Source organism: Acinetobacter sp. AOR43_HL (genome assembly GCF_027854635.1).
GTDB classification, from domain to species: domain Bacteria; phylum Pseudomonadota; class Gammaproteobacteria; order Pseudomonadales; family Moraxellaceae; genus Acinetobacter; species Acinetobacter pittii.
Window position 1 is genome coordinate 98,618 of the sequence record NZ_JAKTHX010000008.1, and the last position, 24,286, is coordinate 122,903.

Genomic DNA, 24,286 nt, shown 5'->3' on the forward strand with positions numbered 1-24,286 from the left:
ATCAAATTATCTTTTAGATGATTTTCTAAAAGGCAGTTTCTCGGTAGCAAAACCATAAATTGCCGCAAAAGGCAGGGCAGTTCGTGCTAAATAAGCCACACGCCATAATCCACCATGATTGGCACCTTCCATCATAAGTTCAAGCGGATGGTCCAATACAGTTTCAGGATTCGCCACAGAAGACTCATTTCTTAAGTCATGAATCCAGAGCGCCGCCATAATGGCATTGGTGGTTTCAGGGCTAAATGCTTCTACATCGAAAAGTTCTGCGCCATTAAAAGCTGCTTTCAATAATGGATTTTTAGTCACTGAATGAGTGGTTGTCGATGGTGCAATATTAATACTGACACGTTGTCCTTGATGGCGGGCCAAAATAGCACGCCATTGTTGAATACGTTTTGCCAAAGCATAGTTTGGACCTTGTTCAACCACTAAGCAGTCGGCAATACCATAAGTTTTTCCATTTTCACATGTAACCAAGTCTTGGTATGGCGCTTGAAAAAAACGATTGAGCGAAAGAGCAGAAACACCTTTTACTGCCAACTTTTGCATTTTTCTGCGGGATTTAAATTTCTCTTGAGCAGCCTCTGCAACTTCTTTTGGTACTGCATAAACATCGGTTGGAGTACACATAAACATAAGGCTTGTATCAGGCTTATGCTCGCTCACAAATTGCATGATGCTATCCATTGCCATGGAAACGCGGACATGCTTTTCACCATCTAAATAGGCGATTGCTGCCAAATCTAACTTTTGTGGAAACTGCACCAGCCACTGCGCTATTTCTGGTAATTGAGTCAGTAAATTTGCACCCAGCTTATCTTTTAACTCAGAAGCTTTTGCTGACGAATTAACGGCTTCAACACATGGTGCAATGAGTGTTGCATTCCCTTGTTGAATTGTATTTAGGATTTTGCCCCAGACTCGTGAGTTTGGTAAATCTACAGCAACAATATTTGCTTTCCATTTGGCTAACCAAGGCAGTGGTCCTGCTTCTGAGGCTGCACCAAACAGCACCATCGTACGGTCAGACAAATCGAACCATTCTGGATGAGCAATAGCTTCACGAAGTGCTTTTGCATGACTTGGCTCAATAATACCAGTCTCTTCCCAGCGTTGAATCTGGTCTAATAAGCTTTGTCCACTTAGTTTTTGTCCTTTATAGGGAACATACCATTCAGGTGCTGCGTCACTTTCACCTTTAAGTTTTACTGTATAAAGAGGAGTAGATGAAGCAATATGAACGGCATCTTTTAAAAGGTAGTGTTTACCATCACGATAATAATCAAAAATATGGTGAGCTTTATGCAACCCTTGCTTCGCAATAGTAATTGGGTTGTTGATATTAGAAATCCCTTGTTTAACAAGAGCTTTAAAATATAAAGGATAGTTTTTTCGCCAGTTTTTTTCATTCAACACTTGTTGTGCGGTTTTATTATCTACAATAGATAAGGCCTCTGACAAAATCTCTTGGCCTGTAAGAGATGTACTTTGTTTTTTTGTTGAGGCGTGTACCGGAAATTGTAGACCTTCGACTTGACTTGTGCTGGACATAAAATATCTCGTTTATACGACTGGGTTAATATACATGTGTATACATTATCTATGCCAATGAAAGGAAACGAGTGGCAATAACTGACAAAATAATATTGATTATTTATGTGATGAAACGTGAAAGAGAAAGTTATTATGATAAATTCATCTCATTTTGGCCTTAATTTTTTTCACATTTTTAGAACATTTTTATAGACTTACGTTACATAAATGTTTATTTTGTATTAAGCAAATACATCAGTATTAACCTGAAGGTAAAATGTTCAAAATGTATCAATAATAGAGATACAGAAATGATTAAAAACTAGACTTTTTTCTTAAGCGGTAAGAAAAGTCAAACGGAATAAGAAAGAATTGGGGTGAAACTAGATAGAAGACAACGTAAGATTGTCTTTTAAAAATCTTGGGGATATGGTGATTTTTTTACACCATAATTTTCTAGTTTCATCCCATCTATTTTTGGGCTGGAACCCTCCATTTAGTATTCAATTCATCACTTGATTGAAGCCTATTTCTTTAGAGTAACTTCAAAATTACTTTAAAAGAGGGTATTTCTAACAACGTCCTTTTTTAGCTTGTCCTGGTGGGCAAAAGCCTCCTGGATGTCCGTAATATGGTGAATCAGGGTCAATCACAATACTACCTTCAGGTGTATGGACCGCACAGGCTGATAGTGACATTGTGAAAATTGCTGCGGCACAAAGAAGTAAAGTTTTCATCTTGTTCTCACTTTTTTATCATTCTCACTTGTACTATAAAAACATTTTGATTATTTTTCGACCTAATTTTGGTTAAAAAATATCTTTAATAAGTCGAATTAAGTAGAAATTAAGGAGACCGTAAAATAGTCCGAAATCCAACATGTGTTGCAGCTAAATCAAAATCTTGTGGATAACGGCTACTGCTACGATAACGTGAACAATAATTTTGTGCACAAAGAAAAGATCCACCTTTAATTACATATTGAGTGCTGGTGATTTCTTGTTGACGTAAATCAGAATAATTTCCCATATGCTGGTCATGAGCACCTTGATAAGGAGAAGATGTCCATTCCCATACATTTCCAATTATATCAAATAGTTTGAATTTATTTGCCGCAAAACATCCAACGGGTGCAACACCTTTAAAGTGATCTTGATTTAGGTTTTGAAAAGGGAATTCGCCTTGCCAGTAATTGGCTTGCGGATGTTGATGTTCATCAGTAGGGGCCTGATGTAAAGGCGTATCAGTTTTTGAATTGGCTTTAGCTGCATATTCCCATTCTAGTTCTGTTGGTAAATCACGTCCTAGCCATACTGCATAATGTTCAGCATCATTTTTACTCACATACCTTACAGGCTCATTAGGAGTTGCTATAGCACCCGTACTGCCGTTTGGAGTTTTCCATGTATATCCAGATTTTAGTTGCCACCATTGCTGTGGGTGATGAGGGTCTGGTGAAAAAACAGCAGCCTGTTTTTGTTTTTCGGCATCGGTAATATAGCCAGTTGCTTTTACAAAACTTGCAAACTGAGCGACCGTAACTTCAGTTTGGTCAATCCAAAATCCTTTGACTTCGCGCTGCTTTTTTCCAAAATTAAGTTCATCGGGATAGGCCTTTTCAGAACCAAAGTTAAAATCTCCATCGGCAATTAAAACCATTCCTGCTGTAGGCTGTTTGAGCCAACCCTGAGGCAGACCACTATAGTTTTGACACTTTTCAATAGACCCTAAATCAGCTAAAGATGTTTGCTGTTGCGTCGAAGGCCTAGATTCAGAAAATTTTGAAGATTCGCTACAGCCCGTCATAATAGACAGGCTGATTGTGGTAACTAAAAATGGCTTCAATTTCATTTGGCGTTATATTCCTGCACACCATTTTTTTCAGTATATTTTTGATAGACCGATAAGAGTTCTTGAACTTTTGCAGGATAAAGCTGAGCAACGTTTTGTCTTTCACCGCGATCTAATTTAATGTTGTATAGCTCCCAAGTCCCTGTGCCTAATTCAGGCCGCCCTTGAAGTGCGATTTTCCATTCACCTTGTTTTGCATATTTGCTGCCATGTAACTCATCGGCAAAGCTAAAATTTGCAGGGCGAATAGTATCGGTTTTGTTTTCAAGCAAAGGTTTCCATGAAATTCCAGATGGCGTATTAATGGCCCGGCCATTATATTGACCTTGTGGTACTGGAATATGAGCATATTCTAGTAAGGTAGGGAAAACATCGAGTACAGATGCAAAGCTATGATTTGTCTCTTCCGCTTTTTTCTGATTTGGTAATTTCACAATAGCAGGGGCAGTCGTTGCGCCTTCGCCCGCTGTATCTTTCCATAAGTGGAAAGGTGCGGCACTGACTTCGGCCCAACGTGGCCCGATATAGTGGTACGAACTAGGTGTACCTACGTTTGCTACAGAGTTATCAAAACCAGATTCACTGCCATATCCGCCACGTACAAAACCTTCTGCACCATTGTCTGAAACAAAGAAAATTAAAGTATTGTCATAAAGATTATTTTGTTTGAGATATTGAATAATGCGGCCGACATTGGCATCAAGATTTTCTACCATGCCCGCATAGATTTCCATCTTACGAGCTTCTAATGCTTTTTGTTCGACTGTTAACTCATCCCATTTCCCATATTTTTGTGGAGCATTTTGAGTCGCAATTGGTTCTGCTGCATCAAAGTTTGCAGGAATAATTCCAAGCTGTTTTTGTCTCGCAATGCGGGCATTACGAATTGCATCGTAGCCTACATCATAAACTCCGCGATATTTTTCACGATATTCGGCTGGGGCTTGAATTGGCCAGTGAGGCGCCGTATAGGCAGCATAAGCAAAGAACGGTTTGCCACTATTTTTGCCTGAATCTAAGTAGCTGAGTAATTTATCGGTAAAATAGTTGGTAGAGAAAAAGTCATCAGGTAATGCCGAAATAGGAATAATTTGCCCATCTTCTGTATAAGTTGAATTTCGTTTAAAGGCACTTGGAGCTTGTTTAAAATGATGATCTAAACCTTGTAATAAGGTAAATGAATGATCAAAACCCTTAGCATGTGCATTACTTTCAGGGGTTAAGCCTAAATGCCATTTACCACTAATATACGTGCGGTAACCATTGTCTTTAAGTACTTGGGCAATAGATAAAGAACGTTCGTTTAAATAGCCCTCATAACCTGGTTGTCCTTTCAAATGCTCTGGTGTGAGTTCAGCCATTGCACCAATACCAGCTAAATGGTGATCAGTACCGGAAATAAGTTGAGAGCGTGTTGGCGAACAGGTCGGGGCAGTATGATAATCCGTTAAAAGTCGACCTTCTTGAGCCAGACTATCAATATTAGGGGTATGAATTTCGCCACCAAAAGCCCCTAAATCTGAATAGCCTAAGTCATCAGCCATAATAAATAAGATATTGGGTTGCTTAGGCGTGCTTACGACATTTTCTTGATTATCATTGTCATTACATCCAGCCAGAGATAAGCTAAATAAAGCAATGGAAAGGCTAGATAAAATTGCTCTGTACTTCATTGTATCATCTGAATTATTAAAAGAATTGGCATGAGTTTAATCAGATGGTTTTTGCAAACAAAACAACGAATTGATCAAAGAAAATCAGAAAAAAGACTGAGAATTTATGCAGATAAATAAATCAGAAAAAAAGAAAAGCCCATAACGGGCTTTTCTTTGATTTATATCGTTTAGAAAGGAAGACGGGTAAGCTGGTCTAAGAAATGTGGAATAACTTTAGGTTCAAGTAAAATGGTTACGATGATTCCGTAAGCTGCACCCCATAAATGAGCACTATGGTTAATATGACTATTACCACGTTTACCAGCCCAAATACTGTACGCCACATATAAAATAGCAAAAATAATAGCGGGTACAGGAATGAAGAATACAAAAATCAGCTTCCATGGCTGAAACAGAATATAAGCAAATAAAACCGCTGAAACAGCACCTGAAGCACCTAGGCTGGCCCAGTTCGCATCATTTTTATGTTGTAAATAGCTTGGCAAAATTGCAAAGATTAAGCCACCTAAATAGAACAACACAAAACCCATGTCATAGAAATATTGGCGGTAAAAACTTTCAATGATACTGCCAAAGAAAAACAGGGTAATCATGTTGAACAGTAAATGTGTTCCGTCGGCATGGATAAAGCCATGAGTAATGAATCGATCAATTTGTCCACGTTGCATTGCAGGCGGCCAAAAAATCAATCGGTTCATTACATTTTGATTGCTAAAAGCAAGTAAAGAGATAATGACCGTAATAATAATAAGAGTAACTGTATGGTTAAACGGCAAATGCAACATAAGAAATATTTAAAAAATGATCAATACTGAGCTCAATAATGCCATTAAAAACTTAACTTGAAACCCTGTTGTGTATAAATCCGACAAATTTAGTTGATTTTTTTTAAATCCACCTCATCTTCGGTTAATATAAAGGCATCAGCTTGAGGAATATTGTTATGTCGACTGAGAACACCAACACTGCTGTTGCAGAAGAAATTCCAAACCTTTTGATTACACCATCTGCACAAGAGTATTTGCACGATTTACTAACGAAGCAAAATACTCCGGGAATTGGCGTTCGAATTTTTGTTGAGCATCCGGGTACGCCACGTGCGGAATGCTGTATGGCATATAGTGCGCCAGAAGAAGTGATCCCAACGGATTATAAACAGGACTATCCTGATTTTCCTGCGTATATTGATGCGCCATCTATTCCTTATCTTTTAGATGCCGTAATTGATTACAACAAGGACCGTTTTGGTGGTCAGCTCACTTTCCGTGCTCCAAATTCTAAAGTTCCACGTGTTGGTCCAGATGCTTCGATTGAAGAACGTATTACTTACATTCTTCAAGCAGAAATTAACCCAGGTCTTGCAGGGCATGGCGGAAATTGTAGCTTGGTAGAAGTACAAGATGATCCAGAACACGGTTTAACTGCTGTATTGAAATTTGGTGGTGGTTGCCAAGGTTGTTCTGCAATTGATGTTACCTTGAAACAAGGTGTAGAAACTACTTTAAGAGAGAACATTCCTGAGCTTCAACGTGTGGTTGACCAAACAGACCACACACAAGCTGAAGGTGCTTACTTCAAATAATTAAATTATTTGAAAAGTGAAATAAAAAAGCCTCGCAATGAGGTTTTTTTATTATTCAATATAAATAATGATAATTATTATCAATATCATTTGTAATTTTATTTATCTTTGTTACAATGCGAAACTGAAAATGAGAGATGTTTAATAAATCAATATATTGGGAATACTTATGTCGAAGCGTATTATCCAGTCAGTGCTTTCTGTTTCAGTACTGGCAAGTATGATGTCTATGGCTTATGCTGCACAAAATGAGCAAGAACAAGCTGAAAAAGCATTAGAAACGCCTGCTGAACCTGTGAAATTGGAAACAATTTTTGTAACAGCTGAAGAGCAGGTGAAGCAGTCGCTCGGTGTATCAGTAATTACCCAAGAAGATTTAGAAAAACTACCAGTTCGTAATGATATTTCTGATTATGTGCGCCGTATGCCTGGTGTCAATTTAACAGGTAACAGTGCAACAGGGCAGCGTGGCAATAATAGACAAATTGATATTCGTGGAATGGGGCCCGAAAACACGCTTATTTTAGTGGATGGAAAACCAATTAATTCTCGTAATTCAGTCCGTTATGGCTGGAAAGGAGAGCGTGATACACGAGGTGACTCAAACTGGGTGCCAGCAGAAGCAATCGAATCGATTGAGGTTTTACGTGGTCCAGCAGCAGCTCGTTATGGCTCCGGTGCGGCAGGTGGTGTGGTTAACATCATTACTAAAAAAGTGACTAATGAAACCCATGGCTCAGTAGAGTTTTATACATCGCAACCTGAAGACTCTAAAGAAGGTGCATCAAATCGTGTTGGTTTTAACGTAAGTGGGCCACTGATTAAAGATGTTTTGTCTTATCGTTTATATGGTAATTACAATAAAACAGAAGCTGACGATGTTGATATTAATAAATCAATTGGTAGTACCGCAGCTGGGCGTGAAGGCGTTAAAAATAAAGATATTTCAGGTCGTTTAGCTTGGCAGGCAACAGATCAGCAAACTGTTTTGCTTGATGTCTCTTCTAGCAAACAAGGTAATATTTATTCTGGTGACTCTCAGTTAAATGCAAATGCGGAAGCTGATGCGATTCTTTCAGAACTTATTGGTAAAGAAACCAATACTATGTACCGTGATAGCTATGCATTAACACATGAGGGGGATTGGTCTTGGGGTAAAAGTAAGCTCGTTGCTCAATACGATAAAACGCATAATAAACGTCTTCCAGAAGGCCTTGGCGGTAGCACAGAAGGAAAAATTAATAACCTTGATGATAAAGCCACTTCACGTTTAGAAACTCTTCGATTTAATGGTGAAGCCAATATTCCTTTTGAATACTATGTACCGCATGTATTAACACTTGGTACCGAATGGGTTGAAGACAGATTTAAAGATAATGTGTCGACAAATCAAGGGAAAGACAGTAGTGGTTCAGGTTATGGCGATCAATTGGCTAAAGGCGATCGTAGTAAAATGGAATCACGGATTGCTTCTGCATATATCGAAGATAACTTGAAACTCACAGACAGTACAGATGTCGTATTAGGCCTGCGTTTTGATGACCATAGTAAATCTGGTTCTAACTGGAGTCCAAGCTTAAATATTACCCAAAGACTTAACGATTATTTCACTTTAAAAGGTGGGGTAGCAAAAGCTTATAAAGCACCGAATATGTATCAAAATGCCGAAGGGTATTTATTAAGTACAAATGGGAATGGTTGTCCGGCCAATATTGAGTCACGTTGCTTGTTACAAGGTAATGGTGATTTAAAACCAGAAACTTCGGTTAACAAAGAGCTCGGTATCCAGTTCCAAAAAGACATCGTGAATGCGAGCTTAACTTGGTTCCGCAATGACTATAAAGATAAAATTGTGGCTGGTACAAACGTTGTTGGAACAGTTGATGGTTCAAGCACGAATGCAAATACAGGAGCTGTGACCAATACTAAGTGGAATATCTTACGTTGGGAAAATACGCCTAAAGCATTAATTCAAGGTTTTGAAGGAAGCTTAGGATTAGATTTCGGTGATATCCGCTGGACTAACAACTTTACGTATATGATGGATTCAAAAGATAAACAAACAGGTAATCCATTATCTTTAGTTCCAATCTATACAATTAACTCAATTTTTGATTATGACATCACAGATCAGTTAGATGTGAATTTTGTATTTACTCAATATGGTCGTCAAAAATCACGTCAGTTTGCAGAAAGTAGAATCGAATCTGGTATTGGTTCAGGTGGAGCAAATTCTGCGCTTAACCCAAGTACTGTAAAAAGCTATAGTACCGCTGGAATAAATGTCGGTTATAAATTTTCAGACAATATAAGTACGCGTGTTGGTGTGAGCAACTTGTTTGATAAACAAATTTTAAGAGACAGTAATTCAATCAGCCAAACTTATAATGAACCAGGTCGAGCTTATTACGCTTCTTTAAAATATTCTTTCTAATCAACATAAATAACAAAGGCGCTCTAAGCGCCTTTGTTATTTAAAATATCTAATGCTCTTTCAGAATAATAAAACTTCTCTAAGTACACACGGGCACGACGTCTTAAATGTCCTGTTGTAATTAACTGCTGTAATACAGGCACAAGTAACTTGGTCAGCTCATGTTGTACTAAACCTTCATCAATATTGAGGTCACGAAGCAATAAATCAAAACTACGCTCTTGATTACGTGCATACCAAGTATAGATACCATCATGTACTTGCTGTTTTAGATAATCAGTTTGACGAATGTGGTCCCAGATTTCATGTCCTAGGCCAACCGTTTTTGATAAGTCTTGAGTTTCTACATAATTTTTTAAAACAGAAAGTGGCATAGTTTTAACTTTATGCCAAACATTTGCCTGAAAATGGTAGAGCTTATCATTGTCAAAATGTTGGTTTAAAACACGCTCACTCATTTGGCTGAGTTTTAAAATATTCTTTTGCAAATAATGATTAATCGTATCGTCCAGATTTGAATCGGTTACTGTTTCTAAAACAGATTTCCCCATTTTCATAAAACGACCTACACCTGGTACGCGTTTTGACATAGATTCATCTAAATAATCATGCATTGTTTGCTGAATCAGTTGCGTGAGCAGGGCCGAAAAAGCAGGATTATTCACAATTGTTTTAATGAGTTTTTTACGGTGCTGTTCCTTACTTGCAACGTATTGTGCAATTCGGTCAATCGTTAGAACAGGAATAACATCTTCAACAGTTGCGGTTTCATTTGCAGGATGAATCAATGCAAATCGAATATGCTCAGCAATTTGTTCAATCAGGAAATCAGAAGCAGGCGTATCTAAAATCTGCTTTTGAATGAGCTGTTGAATTTGTTCAAAAGTCCACAGATGTTGTAATTGCTGACTCCCCAACCAATGATAAAATTGCTCAAACTCTTGCTGGATCACCTGAGTCTGAGCAAATTGCTCATCTAAAAAATCTAGATGAGCTTCAATAAGTTTTTCAATAAGTGGTTGGGTAGACATAAGGTCTCACAAGTCCGAAGTTTTATTTAAGGTGTGGTCTTTTTCGACGATTGAATTGTTTCTACTTTAAGTAAAAACGGTAGATATTGTTGCATAACCAACTGTTCAGCTTCCAATATTGGCATATGGCCTACATTTTCTAAAATAACTGGAGGCTGAGCATTCTTTAAAAGTCGTTTTAGTTCACTTGCGACTTCGACATTAATAATCTTATCTTGTTTGCCCCATAGAATGAGCGTCGGTGCATCGATCGTTTTGGTAAGTACCGCAAATGAATCTGGTGTATAGACTTTATTAAGTGCAATCAATTGATCAACCAGTTTTTGTGTTTGAGGTGCCTGATCAATCATCAACTTTTCTTGAGCTTGAAGAAACTCTTTAGGAATAAACGGAGGATTAAACATGGTTTGTTTTAATAAATAATTAAAGTCACCTTTTTTAGACACTAAAAGTTGTTTGAGGTAAGCAGGATCTTTTAAATAAATTGTATTGGCTGAGCGAAAAATACCGCCGCTATCTACTAAAAATAAACTTTTGGTTTCAAATGGATACTGTCCAGCATAGAGTAGGGCAATAGAGCCACCGAGTGAGTGCCCAGCAATATGAATTGGACCTTTTAAATTTGCAGCCTCAACAAAGCGACGTAATTTTTCAGCAAGATTTGGTACCGAATAATCGAAGTCTTGGGAAACGATAGTTTCACCACTACCCGGTAAATCAGGAATAATGACATGGTAATTTGTGGTGAGATAACGAGCCACTCGGTTCCAGTTATCACGGCTACCCGCTAAACCATGAATAAGGAGTAAAGTTGGTTTTGTTGTAGAGCCGCCTTCGCTATATGACCAAGTCACATCACCGACTTTTAAGCTTTTACTTTGTAGACCTGCCCAGTTACGTTCTTGCTGTAATACATTCTGGAATGTCACATCAATATTATCGGCTGCCTGTGTTTGAGAAATACTCATCACTGACAATACGCTACAAGCCAAAGTCAGGGCGGTAGCAGTTTTTTTCATAGAGGCCATAATTGATGTGGACAGCCTTGTCATAGATTTCATCCTTGAAGCTTAAGCGAGTTTGAAAAATTATTGAAAAACTTTGCCAATGAGTCATTTGCCAAATGTTTGGAATGAAGAAAATTATAGTCAATCCGAGAACCAAAGTATGTCTATTTTTTCACTAAACAGTAGCGAATATGCAGTGAGCTCTACATTAAAACAGGTTAAGTATTTTTAAATTTTTTCATAGAAAAGGATTTATTTTTTGTCAGTGACATTCAAATTTTGACACATTAAAATGATTTCCAACCTTGAAAAAACAATGGAAATATAAAATGCCTACTGCGCAAGAAGTTTTAGATCGTCTGAAAGCCGGTAATCAACGATTTGTAAATGGAAATACTTCCCTTGCAAAAACCTTATCTCATCAAGAACGCGCTGAAATGGCAAAGGATCAAAATCCGTTTGCAATTGTACTTGGCTGCTCAGATTCTCGTGTTCCAGCAGAGATGGTATTTGACCAAGGTCTTGGTGACTTATTTGTAATCCGTGTAGCTGGTAATGTGGTTGCACCTTCACAAGTCGGTAGTGTTGAGTTCGCAGCAGAGCGTTATGACTGCCCAGTTGTAGTCGTATTAGGACACAGCCATTGTGGTGCGATTCAAGCAACAATTGATACGTTAATGAATCCTGATCACCCGCCATCATCTAACCTAATGTCGATTGTGAACCGCGTTCGTCCATCAGTTGAAATTTTAATGCAGACTGACTTAAAAAATGATTTGAAAAAATTATCATGTCATGCGGTGCGTTCAAACGTTTTTGCTTCGGTAAATCAATTACGCCATGGTTCAGCGGTGTTAGAGAGTCTGATTGCAAAAGGTGAATTAATTGTTGTCGGTGCAGAATATTCACTAGAAACTGGTGAAGTTACTTTTTTTGATTTCTGATCATATTAAAAAGAATGTTTAAAGATAAAAGGTGCCTATAGGGCACCTTTTATATATGGGTAAGCTAAATTAAGTAGTTTTGACTGCGCTTGAGCATTGGGATGAATTAAATCATTTTGCATAAGCTGTTTTTGACCAGCAACACCATCTAGAAAAAACGGTAGTAGTTTCACCTGATATTTTTGACTTACAACTTTATAATTATTTTCAAAAGCTTTGCTATACGCAGCCCCATAATTTGGCGGAATCTTCATGCCAAAAAGAATAACTTTGGCTTTTTGTTTCTTGCTTAATTGAATGAGCTGATCCAGATTTTTTTGAATCATTTGAGGTGGTTGCCCACGTAAGCCATCATTTCCGCCTAACTCAATCACGACCACATTAGGCTTATAGGTCTGCAATAATTTAGGTAATCGGGCTAAAGCGCCGCTTGTCGTTTCTCCACTAACACTTGCATTGACCACTTTGTACTGTTTGGGATACTGTTGGTCTAAACGTTTTTGCAGTAATTGTACCCAACCTTGTTTGGGATCAATTCCGTAACCGGCACTAATACTATCTCCTAAAATTAAAATAGTTTTCGCCGATACAAGCATAGGCAGCATACTTAATGAGATGAGCATGATGCTTTTAGAACCAATCAAAAAAGATTTAGACATTTGTACTTCGACCCTGATTCTGAATACATAGGACTTTTCACATCATGCCACAACCCATCATTGCTGCCCATCAAGTTACACAAACTATTCAGATTAACCAAAATCAGTTTACGATTTTAAAAGATATTGATTTAGAGATTTTTGAAGGGGAACAGGTAGCAATTACGGGACGTTCCGGCTCAGGTAAATCAACCTTACTAGGAATTTTGGCGACTTTAGATCAACCGTCTGAAGGAGAAGTCTGGTTGTGTGGTCAAGCTGTTCATCAGTTAACAGAGGAACAACGTGCCCAAATCAGAATGCAGCATATTGGTTTTGTATTTCAGTCTTTTCAACTTCTGCCTCAGTTGAGTGCGCTTGAAAATGTGATGTTACCTTTACGATTACGTAAAGACTTTGATTATAAAACAGCGGAGAAAAAAGCTTTAGATTGGTTGCATCGAGTAGGGCTGAGCCGTCAAGTTGAACAAACGCCTAAAGTCTTATCTGGTGGCGAGCAGCAGCGTGTAGCCATTGCACGAGCTCTCATTGCAGAACCACAAATTATTTTTGCAGATGAACCGACTGGAAACCTAGATGGTCAGACGGCACAAGAAATTGAAAGCTTACTCTTTGACTTAAACCGAGAGTTAGGTACGACTCTGATTTTAGTCACCCATGATCGTAATTTAGCATCCCTTTGTCAGCGTCATGTTGAGTTAGATGATGGCAGACTAAAGACAGTACAGGGTGGTTAAACTATGCGTAATCTTCTCAAACCACTTTTGCTACAGAGTTTTCGTACGGGTGGATTATATCTACTCATTATTGCTCTATCTCTTGCGATTAGCGCAACGACAGCCCTGAAATTTAGTAATGACCAAGTTAAAAATGCAGTCAGTCTGCAAGCTTCACAAATGCTGGGTGCTGATTTAGTTCTGTCGAATAACGAGCCTATCGAACAGCAGTGGAAAAAGAAAGCTGAGCAGCTTGGTTTAAAGCAAACTAATGTCACTATATTTAGCTCGATGGCTCATACCCAAGATCAGTTTGTCATGGTGAATGTAAAGGCAATTGAGCCTTTATTTCCACTCAGAGGACAGTTGGAAATTGAACCAAGTGCTAAAGCGATTCAATCTGGTGAAGTTTGGCTAAGTCAAAGAGCAGCCGATTTACTTAAAGTAAAGTTAGGAGATACTGTTTCTATTGCTGATGGTACCTTCCGTTTTAGTGGCGTGATTGTGCGTGATTCAAATCAGGAGCTCGGTTTTTCGGGCTTTTCGCCCACCGTTATTATTCATCAAGCCGATATTGCTAAGACTCATGCGATTCAGACAGGGAGCAGAATTGACTATCGTTTATTAATGGCAGGTAGCCCTGAACAGGTTCAGTCATTTTCAAAGCAATTTAAGCAACAGCATCAACCTTCTAAAGATGTAGATGAAACGGCTGGCTTGCGTTTACGTGATGCAAGTGAATCGAACAGTAGGTTATTACGTCCGCTTGAAAATTTAGATACCTTTTTGCAATTGGCCAATATTTTAACGATTTTATTATGTGGTATTGCCATCGCTCTAACGAGTCAACGTTATGTGCAACAAAACCAAGATCATATTGCGCTGATCAGATGCTTAGGAGCCAGTAAGTTCCAAATCTTGTGGGCATATATTGGATTACTTAGTGTTGTCAGTGCGATTTCAATTGTGTTGGGCAGTCTATTAGGTTTAATTATGGGTTATGGCCTGCTCCAGCTTATGCTGCAATTAATACCTCAATTAGAGCTAAGTTTTTCGGTCATACCACTTTTAGTTGGACCTTTACCAATTGCTATTTTTACGAGTGTGATCGTGCTGCTTGGTTTTATTTTGCCAAGCATTTGGGAATTGTTAAATACTCCTCCCATCCGTGTTATTCGCGAGCAAGCCAAATCTCGCAAATCTTTATTCTTCATGTTTTTTGCAGGAATCACTAGCCTAGTTGTTTTTAGTTTGGTGTTGAGTGAAAACTTAATGCTCAGCATTCTGGTTTTAGCGGCAATTATTGTTCTTTGTATTTTGCTTTACACCGTTGTTTGGCTATTGCTTCGTAGCTTAAAAAAGCTGAAAAATCGTTTGTCTTTTTATATTCGTTCGCCATCACAGAGTGCCTTACAAATTACCGCATTGGCTTTAGGCTTAAGCCTCATTACGGTACTCACTGTATTAAGAACAGATTTATTGGAGCGTTGGCAACAACAACTTCCCGAAGGAACACCGAATCAATTTGTTTATGGATTGCCTCCATTTGATTTAAAAGCATTTGAGCAACAATTAAAACAGAATGGCTGGCAAAGCACGCCGTTATATCCAAATATTCGTGGCCGATTGTTAGCTAAGAATGATGTGCCTTTTTCAGAAGAGGCTATAAAGCAAAATAATTCTTTGCGCCGTGAACTGAATTTGACTCAATCAAATCTACTACCAAATGACAATGTCATTACAAATGGTCAAGCCCAGTTTAATGGCGTAGGGCAAGTTTCAGTCGAAAGTAAAACTGCCGAAAGTTTAGGAATTCAAATTGGAGATAAGCTTACTTTTAGTTTGCCCGAAGGCAACTTACAGGCCAAAGTTGTGAATTTTCGGAGTGTCGAGTGGGAAAGCTTTAGCCCTAACTTTTTCTTTATTTTTTCACCTAAAACCTTAGACGAAAATGCTGGAAGTTATTTAGGTAGTTTCTATGTGCCTAAGCAAGATCAACCAAAAATGATCAATATTATTCAGCAGTTCTCAAATACAGTATTTATTGATGTTGACCGGATTTTAGATGAAGTAAAACGTTTAATGAATGTTTTGGTCAAAATAGTAACTGTTCTAGCGGCATTAGTTGGTTTTTCTGGAATACTCGTTTTAATTGCATGTCTAAATTTATTAATGGATGAGCGACGCCGTGAAGTTGCTTTACTACGCTCATTTGGTTTATCTAAAAATAAAATGAAGCAAATGCTCAGTTTTGAGATTGGGTTTTTAGGTTTGTTAGCAGGCATAGTTGCCTGCTGTTTTGCAGAAGTGATTAGTGCGATCGCAAGCTATAAAATGAATATGGCAATACAGTGGCATATTGAAATCTGGCTGATTTTACCTTTTGGCATGATGCTGGTTTGTGCTTTGATTGGTCGTTATCGACTAGGCTATCTCTGTAATTTACCACCTTTACAAAGTTTAAGAGAATTAAACCAATTGTAGTTTAAGGAATAATGTCAGGGTTCTGGATGATGATTTCATGCCAGAGTGGAAATAACGGTGAATTGATTTGTACACAGTACATATAAAAAACACCCGTAATGATTACTGCGCCTAATAAGCCTAAAATTTTAAGTATAGTTTTTAACTTGCTGACATAGCTTAAGTACCACATCAGTGCAAGGAATGCTCCTATAATCATGCCGCCAATATGCGCGGCATTATTAATACCGGTTGCGACAAAACCAAAAACAAGGTTGATGGCCATAATCATTAATAAGGCTTTTTTATCGAGTATGTAGGCTTGATGCGGAAGCGGGGGAAATAGAGAAAGTACTGTTAACGCAGCACCTAATCCCATCACGGCACCCGAAGCACCTGCACTGACATGAGGAAGTAAACTTTGATCGAAATGTTGCAGTAATTCATGCCCATTTTGAATGGTCATATAGCTACTGAGAAGGCTACCAAATAAGCCAGCAATTAAATACAGGCATATAAAATAGAAGCGACCAAATAGAGACTCTGCAACATTACCAAAAATATAAAGGGCCCACATGTTAAGCATGAGGTGAACAAGACCAAAATGAAAAAACATGCTGGTAAATAAGCGTTCGGGCTGCCCAGTAAAAGTAAGTGGTGTAAAATCTGCACCCCAATGAATAGCATCTTTCATGGCTGGGTCGCTAATATCGACACCAGTTGCAATTTGCCAGACAAACAAACCTACATTAATCAAGATCAATAAGGCGGTCAGCCACCAAGTTTGTACATTGAGTTTACGATTAATGTGCGGAGGCTGATATTGAGTCATGCTATGCTTTTGTTATATATGAACATGCTTAACAGCTTAACATGAAAAAAGTTGAATACAGGAGATCAGGACGAACATGAAAGCTTTTATTGTTCGCGTGTTGTTAATTTTTATAGGGGCAATTCTCCTTATTCAGCTTTGGATTTTCTCAAGTTTAGTTTGGTGGCGTACACATGAAGTTGATACCACCATGTTTATGCGAATTGATTATTGGTCAGATACCTCAGAGCCGATCATTCATGAATGGCTTGACTATGATGATATTAGCGACAATTTCAAGCATGCGATTTTAGCTGGGGAAGATGCAAAATTTATTCATCACCATGGTTTTGACTGGGATGGCATTCGTTTTGCTCTAGAGCGGAATAATGAAGAAGGAGAGGTTGTTGCTGGTGGTTCTACGGTGTCTCAACAACTGGCAAAGAACTTGTTTTTATACAATAAGCGTTCATTTATTCGTAAAGGCCAAGAAACCATAGCCACATGGATGATGGAGCGAATGTGGTCAAAACGCCGAATTCTTGAGGTATATATGAACTCTGTTGAATTTGGCAAAAATCGATATGGTGTAGAAGCAGCCGCGCAATATTATTATGGTAAAAGTGCGAGAAGCTTAACACGCGAACAAGCTGCTTTTTTGGCCGCATTATTGCCTGATCCGAAATATTATCAAGATCACCGCAACGATCGTAAACTACAATATAGAAAACGCGTTATTCTACGTTATATGAATAGCACCCAGATTCCTGAATAATGATGTTTTAAAGATGTGTAAATTTTTTAGTTTTTACCAAATTGTCATATTTTTGCAGCATACTGTTTTATAGAGATTTTGGCTGGATAGAGAATTGAGTTAGACATGAATACAGCGATTACACCAACGACCCCAACAGAATATAGTTATAATGACCGTTATATAAATCGTGAATTGTCTATTCTTGACTTCCATTTGCGTGTATTGGAGCAAGCGGTAGACCCTTTACATCCATTACTTGAGCGAATGAATTTCTTGCTCATTTTTTCTCGTAATCTAGACGAGTTTTTCGAAATTCGTGTTGCGGGGGTGATGGAGCAATTTTCTCTGGGCAATGAGAGTCGTAGCCCTGATGGTTTGACGCCAAGACAAGTCTTACAAAAAATCTCTGAAACTGCTCATGCTGCGATTGAACGTCAATATCGTATTTTAAATGAAGAAATCTTACCTAAGTTACGTGAAGAAGATATTTGCTTCCTCCGTCGTGGTGAACTAACGCCAGCACAGTCAGCTTGGATTAAGAAGTATTTTCAAGAACAAGTTGCACCTGTATTAACCCCAATTAGCTTAGATCCAGCGCATCCGTTCCCACGTCTCGTAAACAAGAGCTTAAACTTTATTATTACCTTAGAAGGTAAAGATGCTTTTGGCCGTCAAATTGATTTAGCTGTGGTTCCAGCCCCACGTTCATTACCTCGCGTTGTACGACTGCCAGATGAGTTAACAGGTGGTAAAGAACATCACGTCATGCTATCTGCAATTATTCATGAACATGTGTCCGATTTGTTCCCTGGCATGACAGCAACAGGATGCTATCAATTCCGTGTTACACGTAATGCTGACTTGGCATTAAATGAAGATGTTGAAGATTTAGCAAAAGCTTTAAAAGGTGAATTAAGTTCTCGACGTTTTGGTCGTGCTGTTCGCTTAGAAGTAACTCATAACTGTCCGCAGCATATTTACGAGTACTTATTAGAAGAATTTGATTTAACTGATGAGCAATTATATAAAGTTGATGGTCCTGTAAACTTGGCTCGTCTGGTTTCAAATTTTAAACGCCCTCATTTGCGTTATGACTCACATACGCCGGTTGTGCCTAAAGTGTTTAAAAAGACCGAGAGCATTTTCTCTGCAATGCAGAAGCAAGATATTTTGCTTCATCATCCGTTTGAATCTTTCGCTCCCGTGATTCAGCTACTTCGTGAAGCTGCTCGCGATCCACAAGTATTGGCAATCAAGCAGACACTTTACCGTAGTGGTGCTGACTCTGAAATTGTACAGATTTTGGCGGAAGCTGCGCGTAATGGAAAAGAAGTGACCGCGGTTATTGAATTACGTGCCCGCTTTGATGAAGAATCAAATATTGAAGTGGCTAACGTTTTACAAGAAGCAGGGGCTGTGGTTGTTTACGGTATTGTTGGTTATAAAACTCACGCCAAAATGATTATGGTGGTACGCCGTGAAAATAACAAACTTGTGCGTTACGTTCATTTAGGCACTGGTAACTACCATGCAATGAATGCTCGAATTTATACCGATTATGGTCTCATGACGACTGATAAAGATCTGTGTGAAGATGTGCACCGTATCTTCCAAGAGTTGACTGGTATGGGCAAAATGGCGAAATTGAAAAAGCTATTACATGCGCCATTTACCTTACATGCTCAGCTCATCAACTTTATTGATGAAGAAATTGCCAATGCTAAGGCAGGACGTAAAGCTCAAATTATTGTGAAAGTGAATGCCTTAACGGAAGTTCAATTGATCAATAAATTATATGAAGCATCTCAAGCAGGTGTTCAGATTGATCTGATTATTCGTTCTATTTGCTGTTTACGTCCAGGTTTGCCTAACTTATCAGAAAATATTCGTGTACGTTCAATTGTAGGGCGCTTCCTTGAACATACCCGTGTTTATTACTTCAGCAATAATGGCGATGCACGTATTTACTGCTCAAGCGCAGACTGGATGGATCGTAATTTATTTAACCGTGTTGAAGCATGTTTCCCTGTGGAAGATCCTGCATTGAAAAAACGTATTTATCAACAAGGCCTAGTGAACTATTTGCAAGATAACCAGCAAGCTTGGTTGTTACAGTCAGATGGTACTTGGGTGCGTGCTGAGCCAGCAGAGGGTGAAAAATTGCATAATGCTCAAAGAGCACTCTTAGAAATGATTAAATAATAAGTTTTAAATTTAATTAAAAAGCCGACAAAATGTCGGCTTTTTAATTCACTGAAATTCAAAATAATTTAATTAGTTTTTCTAAATGGTTGTTGGGTAAACGATAATAATTTGAAGCATAGCAAGATGTTTTTAAAATATGTGATTCTTTCCATAAAACATTGAATTTTATAAATATACAAATCATGTGAAATCTACTTTAATACGCCGCATTAAATATACTTAACTTCGGTAAATGAATAAGATGCAATGCTTTATTAGAAATTTACTTATTAGAATACTTTTGGGGATAATGCCAGTGACCGCCTACGCAGATCAGAAGTGTTATGGGGATATCATCGTATTTCAAAGGTTTGATGATCAAGCGATATATCCTTATTTTGCGCCCGTTTCCAATGATAAAACTAAAAAGAGTGAGGTAAGGAATAAAACAATAATCATCCAAAAAAGAAAACAAAAGCAAGATGAGTTTTTAGCGCAAAAGAAAAATGAAGAAGTTCACACAAAAAAAGTAGAAGAAAAGAAAAATTCTGAAAATAAAAAACAACTTGATGCTGCGATTGCTAAAGAAATTTTAGAAAATGGTGAAAAAAAATGGATGGTACAAGTTGCGCTAGCTTCTAATCAAAATAAAGCAAATAAGATTCAGTCACAGCTTGAAGCAAAGGGCTATAAGGTCGTAACCAGCTCAACCACTAAAGGGGTACGAGTTATGATAGATCCAGCCAACGACTATGCTATAGCACAGATTATTAGAGAAAAAATTATTGCTGATAATAGTTTGAATATGCAATCTGCTTGGGTGTTTAAGTGGGCATCCCTTACACCTCAATAAAATAAAAAGGAGTCCGAAGACTCCTTTTTTTATTCATGTAGGTTTGTCGTGATTTTCTGCATAATTTGCAGTAACACGTCGAATTCACTTTGTAGCGGCGTACTTTTACGAGTAACTAGCGCTAAAGTGCGACTCGGGGCATCTTCAATTGGTTTTGCAGTAATTTGATCATTAAACTTGATCATACTATTTTCAATTGCAATTTCTGGTAAAAGCGTAAAACCTAAATCAGAAGAAACCATTTCAACTAAAGTTGGTAGAGAGCTTGCTTTTAAACGGTTGTCGTTTTTACGTTCACCGATAGGGCATGCACTTAAAACGTGGTCACGTAAACAGTGGCCTTCTTCAAGCAAAATTAATCTCGATAAATCAAGATCATCTAGAGAGTTTGCTTGCAAAGCATTTGTATCTTGCTTACTACATACAAGGTACAAATTTTCTTTCGAGATTTCAGCGACTTTTAGGCCTCTAGTATCAAACGGTAGAGCAAGAACAATCATGTCTAGATTACCGTGTTCTAGACGCTCTACAATTTTTTCACTTTGAGCTTCATGCAGATGCAACTGAATTTTAGGTAACTGCTGATGCACTTCATCAAGTAACCGTGTCAGGATAAAAGGTGCAATGGTTGGGATAACTCCCAAATGCAAATCACCTGTTAACGGTTCACTCATTTCACGGCTCAATCGCATTAAATCTTGAGCATCTGCTAGTAATACACGGGCACGAGCAACAACTTGTTCACCCAATGGTGTTAAACGCACATTCTGACGGTCACGCTCTACCAGAACGCCACCTAATAATCGTTCAAGCTCCATGATGCCGCCTGATAACGTCGATTGCGTGACAAAAGAGCGGCGTGCTGCTTCAGTAAAATGCAAAGTTTCCGACAACGTAACTAAATATGATAGCTGTCTTAGTGAGGGTAATGCAGCCATAGTGTCCTAGTATGATGATTTAAAATGATGCGCAAATAAACCGCTAAGCTGAGGAATAAAATGTGCAGGGATATCATGCCCCATTCCATCAATTAATTCAAACTTAGCACCGGAAATTGCTTTTGCTACAGCCTTACCATGACTGGGTGGAAGTAAGCGATCACGAGAGCCATGTAAGACTAACGCAGGTTGCTTAATTTCACGGTCCAGTTGAAGTAAGGAGCCTGTACATAATATTGCTAAAAACTGTTGAAGTACACCAGCAGGATAATAGCTACGTTGATAAAGTTTGCGTGCAGTTTGCATTGCTTCAATCTGGTTGACGTAACCAGGTGAACCAATCAATTGAAATAGTTTTAAACTGTGATTAACAATACCTTCTTCGTCACGTGACTCAGGTTTGCCAATTAAACTCAAAAGCTGTTTCGGAAAAGGAGGGGGTAAAAAAGGCTGATTATTACTGGTAAACATGAGCCCCAATTTCTCAACCTTCTCAGGATATTTTGCTGCAAGAATTTGAGCGATCATCCCGCCCATTGAGGCACCAATGACATGTGTTTTAGTCACGCCTAAGCGGTCAATGAGCATTGATACATCATCTGCCATATCATGCAGAGAATAAGGCGCTCCTTGGTTACTTAACCCCAGCGCAAAGCGACCCATCAATTTAACCGTATTTAACCGTTTACCTTCATGACGTACTTTTGAAGAAAGGCCAATATCACGGTTATCAAAACGAATAACACGAAAACCTTGATCAATGAGTGATTTACAGAAGAAATCCGGCCAGAAAAGCATTTGAGCGCCAAGACCCATAATCAGCAAAATGGTTGGATGTTCTGGTTTTCCACCTACTTCTACATGTAGCTCAATACCATTGCCTAAGTTGACTTTGGTTTCTTGCATGAAAGATGTATACGGCGAAACGTTAAACTGTAAGGCACTATTCATGTTATTCATTCCTTAAAGGAATACTCACAAAAGAGTATTCCTGATTCAAACCTTATGCTTGGGCTGGAATAAGATCTGGAACAAGCTTTGTTAAAGTTAAGCGTTGTTTACCTGCTGTTGCACCTAACAATACGAAACCACGCAATGTTCCATCATTGTCAATTGCTTTAGCAAGCATACCATCGTCGAACTCTTCTGTTTCCCAGTTCACTTCTACATCCACTGGAGCTGGTAACACTGTAAGTGGAGCAGCAGGAGTTTTTACTGCAACTGGCATAGCAGGGTAGTGCACGGCAGTTTGTTGTCCGCTGAGGGTTTTTGCAAGAGCACGAGCTTGCTGCATAATTGGCATTACATACGGAAGTAGCGTGCCATTTACTTCAGCGCAATCGCCAATTGCATAAATGTCGGCTTGATTCGTTTCAAGTAAACTATTGGTAATAATTCCACGGCTTGTTTGAATATCTGCACTTTTAGCAAGTGAAATATTTGGCTGTAAACCAATCGCTGAAAGAACAATGTCTGCTACCAAAGTTTGGCCGTTTGCGAGTGTAATCGCATAATCTTCGCCATTATTAATTTTGCTGACTTTTTCAACGGTTGTGCCTAATGCAAATTTAACACCAGCCTCTTCTAGATTTTGCTGGAATGCAGAAGCAATATGTCCTGGCAATAAGCGACCTAATGGTTGAGGTGCCAAATCAATGACAGTAATGTCATATTCACTGTGAAGTAAGTCATTGGCGAATTCACAACCAATTAAACCGGCACCTAAAATAACAACACGTTTGTCTTTACGTTGAGCTAGATTTTCACGGAAAGCACGGTAATCAATTAGCGAGTTCACTACATGAATGTCATCGCTGCCATCGCCTGCAATTGCAAGACGAATTGGGTTAGCACCCACAGCTAAAATCAGTTTTGAATAAGGCTGATTCGAAGTTACCCCATCTTTCTCAAGTACAAGCTCATGACGTTCAGCTAAAATTTCTTTTACAAAAGTGAAAGGCTCAATACGCATATTGAGTTGGGTACCCATATTAGCAGCATCACCTAAAGCAATCTGTTCAGGTGCTTTTTTACCTGCAAATGCATTTGATAATGTTGGTTTTGCATAATTCACTGCATCATCCGCACAAATCATCACAAGTTCTTGCTCTGGGCTAAGTTTACGAAACTCACGTGCTAAGGTATAACCCGCCATGCCTGATCCGATAATGACGATAGGATGCATTTTTCTCTCCAGAGTTAGAATTGTTTATTTAATACGGTAATGGGTAATATTCGTAAAAAAGACCATGTCAATCATGGCCTTTCGCTTTAAATCATTAGATTTCGATCATTTCGAAGTCAGCTTTTGAAACGCCGCAATCAGGGCAAGTCCAGTCATCAGGGATATCTTCCCATTTTGTTCCAGCTGCAATGCCGTCTTGTGGCCAACCTTCTGCTTCATCGTAAATCCATCCACAAACGATACATTGATATTTTTTCATGAGACTCTCCGCACTGATAAGTTTGCTCAAAGCTGCCTTTCAGTAAAACTATTCCATCTATTAATAATGTAACCACGATCCGGTCAATAATAACCAATGTGCCTTTGATCGGATATCAAATTTTTACGCAGTTCTACATTTAATGTAAAGCAAATAACGGAGTTTAATCATTCGTAAGCAAAGATGAATGGCAGGTTAGGACAAATAAGTGGTTTTTTAGGCAAAACTTGAGCATAAACTAATAATAACTAATATATTCTTAACGTTAATTTTAAACTTAATGTTGTTTGTGAAATTATTGAGAGATAAAAAGTATCTGCTCATTTAAAACATTTATATAATAAGAAAGCTAAATAACAACAAATAAAGATTCAACAGATGTCATCATTAAACGTGAAAA

General features: G+C 38.4%; 22 protein-coding genes. 8 read left to right on the top strand and 14 right to left on the bottom strand.

The annotated features are described in order from the left end of the window. Window positions 1–6 precede the first annotated feature (6 nt). From MKL33_RS04730 to MKL33_RS04750, 5 genes are all read right to left on the bottom strand, one after another. Window positions 7–1,554: a hypothetical protein gene (locus tag MKL33_RS04730; RefSeq protein WP_270906573.1), complete on the bottom strand. Its 1,548-nt coding sequence runs from the start codon at window positions 1,552–1,554 to the stop codon at window positions 7–9. 554 nt (window positions 1,555–2,108) lie between these two features. Then, window positions 2,109–2,273, bottom strand: coding sequence for a hypothetical protein (locus tag MKL33_RS04735; protein ID WP_000854552.1), 165 nt, complete (start codon window positions 2,271–2,273; stop codon window positions 2,109–2,111). A 109-nt stretch (window positions 2,274–2,382) separates the two neighbouring features. Next, the gene (locus tag MKL33_RS04740; RefSeq protein ID WP_270906574.1) at window positions 2,383–3,387 is read right to left on the bottom strand and encodes an SUMF1/EgtB/PvdO family nonheme iron enzyme; all 1,005 of its coding nucleotides are present in this window, start codon (window positions 3,385–3,387) and stop codon (window positions 2,383–2,385) included. After that, window positions 3,384–5,060, bottom strand: a complete 1,677-nt coding sequence (locus MKL33_RS04745) for an arylsulfatase (RefSeq protein ID WP_270906575.1) — start codon at window positions 5,058–5,060, stop codon at window positions 3,384–3,386. The genes MKL33_RS04740 and MKL33_RS04745 overlap by 4 nt, the downstream gene beginning before the upstream one ends. Window positions 5,061–5,230: 170 nt before the next feature. Further along, window positions 5,231–5,848, bottom strand: coding sequence for a rhomboid family intramembrane serine protease (locus MKL33_RS04750; protein ID WP_002117778.1), 618 nt, complete (start codon window positions 5,846–5,848; stop codon window positions 5,231–5,233). 158 nt (window positions 5,849–6,006) lie between these two features. Between MKL33_RS04750 and nfuA the strand changes: the two genes are divergently transcribed. Continuing rightward, on the top strand, window positions 6,007–6,645 hold the full coding sequence (nfuA, locus tag MKL33_RS04755) for a Fe-S biogenesis protein NfuA (protein WP_002117617.1): 639 nt from the start codon (window positions 6,007–6,009) through the stop codon (window positions 6,643–6,645). A gap of 169 nt (window positions 6,646–6,814) precedes the next feature. Further along, window positions 6,815–9,079, top strand: coding sequence for a TonB-dependent siderophore receptor (locus tag MKL33_RS04760; protein ID WP_270906576.1), 2,265 nt, complete (start codon window positions 6,815–6,817; stop codon window positions 9,077–9,079). 23 nt (window positions 9,080–9,102) lie between these two features. Here MKL33_RS04760 and MKL33_RS04765 read toward each other — a convergent pair whose 3' ends face one another. Then, window positions 9,103–10,110, bottom strand: coding sequence for a hypothetical protein (locus tag MKL33_RS04765; RefSeq protein WP_270906577.1), 1,008 nt, complete (start codon window positions 10,108–10,110; stop codon window positions 9,103–9,105). A gap of 26 nt (window positions 10,111–10,136) precedes the next feature. After that, complete coding sequence (locus MKL33_RS04770; protein WP_270906578.1) at window positions 10,137–11,162, bottom strand: alpha/beta fold hydrolase; 1,026 nt, start codon at window positions 11,160–11,162, stop codon at window positions 10,137–10,139. 284 nt (window positions 11,163–11,446) lie between these two features. Here MKL33_RS04770 and MKL33_RS04775 point away from each other — a divergent pair, with 284 nt between their 5' ends. After that, window positions 11,447–12,061 (top strand): carbonic anhydrase, encoded by a 615-nt coding sequence (locus MKL33_RS04775; protein WP_002117769.1) that lies wholly within the window; start codon window positions 11,447–11,449, stop codon window positions 12,059–12,061. Between the two features lie 35 nt (window positions 12,062–12,096). Here the strand turns inward: MKL33_RS04775 and MKL33_RS04780 are convergent, their stop codons facing one another. After that, window positions 12,097–12,720, bottom strand: coding sequence for an arylesterase (locus tag MKL33_RS04780; protein ID WP_270906579.1), 624 nt, complete (start codon window positions 12,718–12,720; stop codon window positions 12,097–12,099). A gap of 44 nt (window positions 12,721–12,764) precedes the next feature. On the opposite strand from MKL33_RS04780, the gene MKL33_RS04785 reads away from it, so the two are divergent. Continuing rightward, complete coding sequence (locus MKL33_RS04785) at window positions 12,765–13,457, top strand: ABC transporter ATP-binding protein (protein WP_005070633.1); 693 nt, start codon at window positions 12,765–12,767, stop codon at window positions 13,455–13,457. Window positions 13,458–13,460: 3 nt separating this feature from the next. Continuing rightward, entirely contained in the window at window positions 13,461–15,920 is a 2,460-nt protein-coding gene (locus MKL33_RS04790; RefSeq protein WP_270906580.1) for an ABC transporter permease, read from the top strand. A gap of 1 nt (window position 15,921) precedes the next feature. On the opposite strand, the gene MKL33_RS04795 is transcribed toward MKL33_RS04790, so the two are convergent. Further along, window positions 15,922–16,731 (bottom strand): rhomboid family intramembrane serine protease, encoded by an 810-nt coding sequence (locus MKL33_RS04795; protein WP_270906581.1) that lies wholly within the window; start codon window positions 16,729–16,731, stop codon window positions 15,922–15,924. A 76-nt stretch (window positions 16,732–16,807) separates the two neighbouring features. On the opposite strand from MKL33_RS04795, the gene mtgA reads away from it, so the two are divergent. After that, window positions 16,808–17,485, top strand: coding sequence for a monofunctional biosynthetic peptidoglycan transglycosylase (gene mtgA, locus MKL33_RS04800; protein WP_002117784.1), 678 nt, complete (start codon window positions 16,808–16,810; stop codon window positions 17,483–17,485). A gap of 105 nt (window positions 17,486–17,590) precedes the next feature. Next, window positions 17,591–19,669 carry a polyphosphate kinase 1 gene (gene ppk1 / locus MKL33_RS04805; RefSeq protein WP_002117516.1) on the top strand — a complete coding sequence of 693 codons (2,079 nt, stop codon included), beginning with the start codon at window positions 17,591–17,593 and terminating at the stop codon, window positions 19,667–19,669. A 58-nt stretch (window positions 19,670–19,727) separates the two neighbouring features. On the opposite strand, the gene MKL33_RS04810 is transcribed toward ppk1, so the two are convergent. Beyond that, window positions 19,728–19,856 (bottom strand): hypothetical protein, encoded by a 129-nt coding sequence (locus MKL33_RS04810; protein WP_081309849.1) that lies wholly within the window; start codon window positions 19,854–19,856, stop codon window positions 19,728–19,730. Between the two features lie 57 nt (window positions 19,857–19,913). Between MKL33_RS04810 and MKL33_RS04815 the strand changes: the two genes are divergently transcribed. Beyond that, window positions 19,914–20,504 carry an SPOR domain-containing protein gene (locus MKL33_RS04815; protein WP_198912093.1) on the top strand — a complete coding sequence of 197 codons (591 nt, stop codon included), beginning with the start codon at window positions 19,914–19,916 and terminating at the stop codon, window positions 20,502–20,504. A gap of 29 nt (window positions 20,505–20,533) precedes the next feature. Here MKL33_RS04815 and oxyR read toward each other — a convergent pair whose 3' ends face one another. From oxyR to rubA, 4 genes are all read right to left on the bottom strand, one after another. Then, window positions 20,534–21,442, bottom strand: coding sequence for a LysR family transcriptional regulator OxyR (gene oxyR / locus MKL33_RS04820; protein WP_002117503.1), 909 nt, complete (start codon window positions 21,440–21,442; stop codon window positions 20,534–20,536). 6 nt (window positions 21,443–21,448) lie between these two features. Beyond that, window positions 21,449–22,393 carry an esterase EstB gene (gene estB, locus MKL33_RS04825; RefSeq protein WP_270906582.1) on the bottom strand — a complete coding sequence of 315 codons (945 nt, stop codon included), beginning with the start codon at window positions 22,391–22,393 and terminating at the stop codon, window positions 21,449–21,451. Window positions 22,394–22,445: 52 nt separating this feature from the next. Then, complete coding sequence (rubB, locus tag MKL33_RS04830; RefSeq protein WP_270906583.1) at window positions 22,446–23,627, bottom strand: rubredoxin reductase RubB; 1,182 nt, start codon at window positions 23,625–23,627, stop codon at window positions 22,446–22,448. 94 nt (window positions 23,628–23,721) lie between these two features. Continuing rightward, window positions 23,722–23,886 carry a rubredoxin RubA gene (gene rubA, locus MKL33_RS04835; RefSeq protein WP_000760495.1) on the bottom strand — a complete coding sequence of 55 codons (165 nt, stop codon included), beginning with the start codon at window positions 23,884–23,886 and terminating at the stop codon, window positions 23,722–23,724. Window positions 23,887–24,286: the final 400 nt, after the last annotated feature.

Coding starts and splice junctions, on each gene's coding strand:
- MKL33_RS04795 (WP_270906581.1), bottom strand. CDS start 16,731: ATGACTCAATATCAGCCTCCGCACATTAATCGTAAACTCAATGTACAA.
- mtgA (WP_002117784.1), top strand. CDS start 16,808: ATGAAAGCTTTTATTGTTCGCGTGTTGTTAATTTTTATAGGGGCAATT.
- MKL33_RS04735 (WP_000854552.1), bottom strand. CDS start 2,273: ATGAAAACTTTACTTCTTTGTGCCGCAGCAATTTTCACAATGTCACTA.
- MKL33_RS04775 (WP_002117769.1), top strand. CDS start 11,447: ATGCCTACTGCGCAAGAAGTTTTAGATCGTCTGAAAGCCGGTAATCAA.
- rubA (WP_000760495.1), bottom strand. CDS start 23,886: ATGAAAAAATATCAATGTATCGTTTGTGGATGGATTTACGATGAAGCA.
- MKL33_RS04790 (WP_270906580.1), top strand. CDS start 13,461: ATGCGTAATCTTCTCAAACCACTTTTGCTACAGAGTTTTCGTACGGGT.
- oxyR (WP_002117503.1), bottom strand. CDS start 21,442: ATGGCTGCATTACCCTCACTAAGACAGCTATCATATTTAGTTACGTTG.
- MKL33_RS04760 (WP_270906576.1), top strand. CDS start 6,815: ATGTCGAAGCGTATTATCCAGTCAGTGCTTTCTGTTTCAGTACTGGCA.
- MKL33_RS04785 (WP_005070633.1), top strand. CDS start 12,765: ATGCCACAACCCATCATTGCTGCCCATCAAGTTACACAAACTATTCAG.
- estB (WP_270906582.1), bottom strand. CDS start 22,393: ATGAATAGTGCCTTACAGTTTAACGTTTCGCCGTATACATCTTTCATG.
- MKL33_RS04740 (WP_270906574.1), bottom strand. CDS start 3,387: ATGAAATTGAAGCCATTTTTAGTTACCACAATCAGCCTGTCTATTATG.
- rubB (WP_270906583.1), bottom strand. CDS start 23,627: ATGCATCCTATCGTCATTATCGGATCAGGCATGGCGGGTTATACCTTA.
- MKL33_RS04780 (WP_270906579.1), bottom strand. CDS start 12,720: ATGTCTAAATCTTTTTTGATTGGTTCTAAAAGCATCATGCTCATCTCA.
- MKL33_RS04765 (WP_270906577.1), bottom strand. CDS start 10,110: ATGTCTACCCAACCACTTATTGAAAAACTTATTGAAGCTCATCTAGAT.
- MKL33_RS04770 (WP_270906578.1), bottom strand. CDS start 11,162: ATGACAAGGCTGTCCACATCAATTATGGCCTCTATGAAAAAAACTGCT.
- MKL33_RS04810 (WP_081309849.1), bottom strand. CDS start 19,856: ATGATTTGTATATTTATAAAATTCAATGTTTTATGGAAAGAATCACAT.
- MKL33_RS04815 (WP_198912093.1), top strand. CDS start 19,914: ATGCAATGCTTTATTAGAAATTTACTTATTAGAATACTTTTGGGGATA.
- MKL33_RS04750 (WP_002117778.1), bottom strand. CDS start 5,848: ATGTTGCATTTGCCGTTTAACCATACAGTTACTCTTATTATTATTACG.
- MKL33_RS04745 (WP_270906575.1), bottom strand. CDS start 5,060: ATGAAGTACAGAGCAATTTTATCTAGCCTTTCCATTGCTTTATTTAGC.
- ppk1 (WP_002117516.1), top strand. CDS start 17,591: ATGAATACAGCGATTACACCAACGACCCCAACAGAATATAGTTATAAT.
- nfuA (WP_002117617.1), top strand. CDS start 6,007: ATGTCGACTGAGAACACCAACACTGCTGTTGCAGAAGAAATTCCAAAC.
- MKL33_RS04730 (WP_270906573.1), bottom strand. CDS start 1,554: ATGTCCAGCACAAGTCAAGTCGAAGGTCTACAATTTCCGGTACACGCC.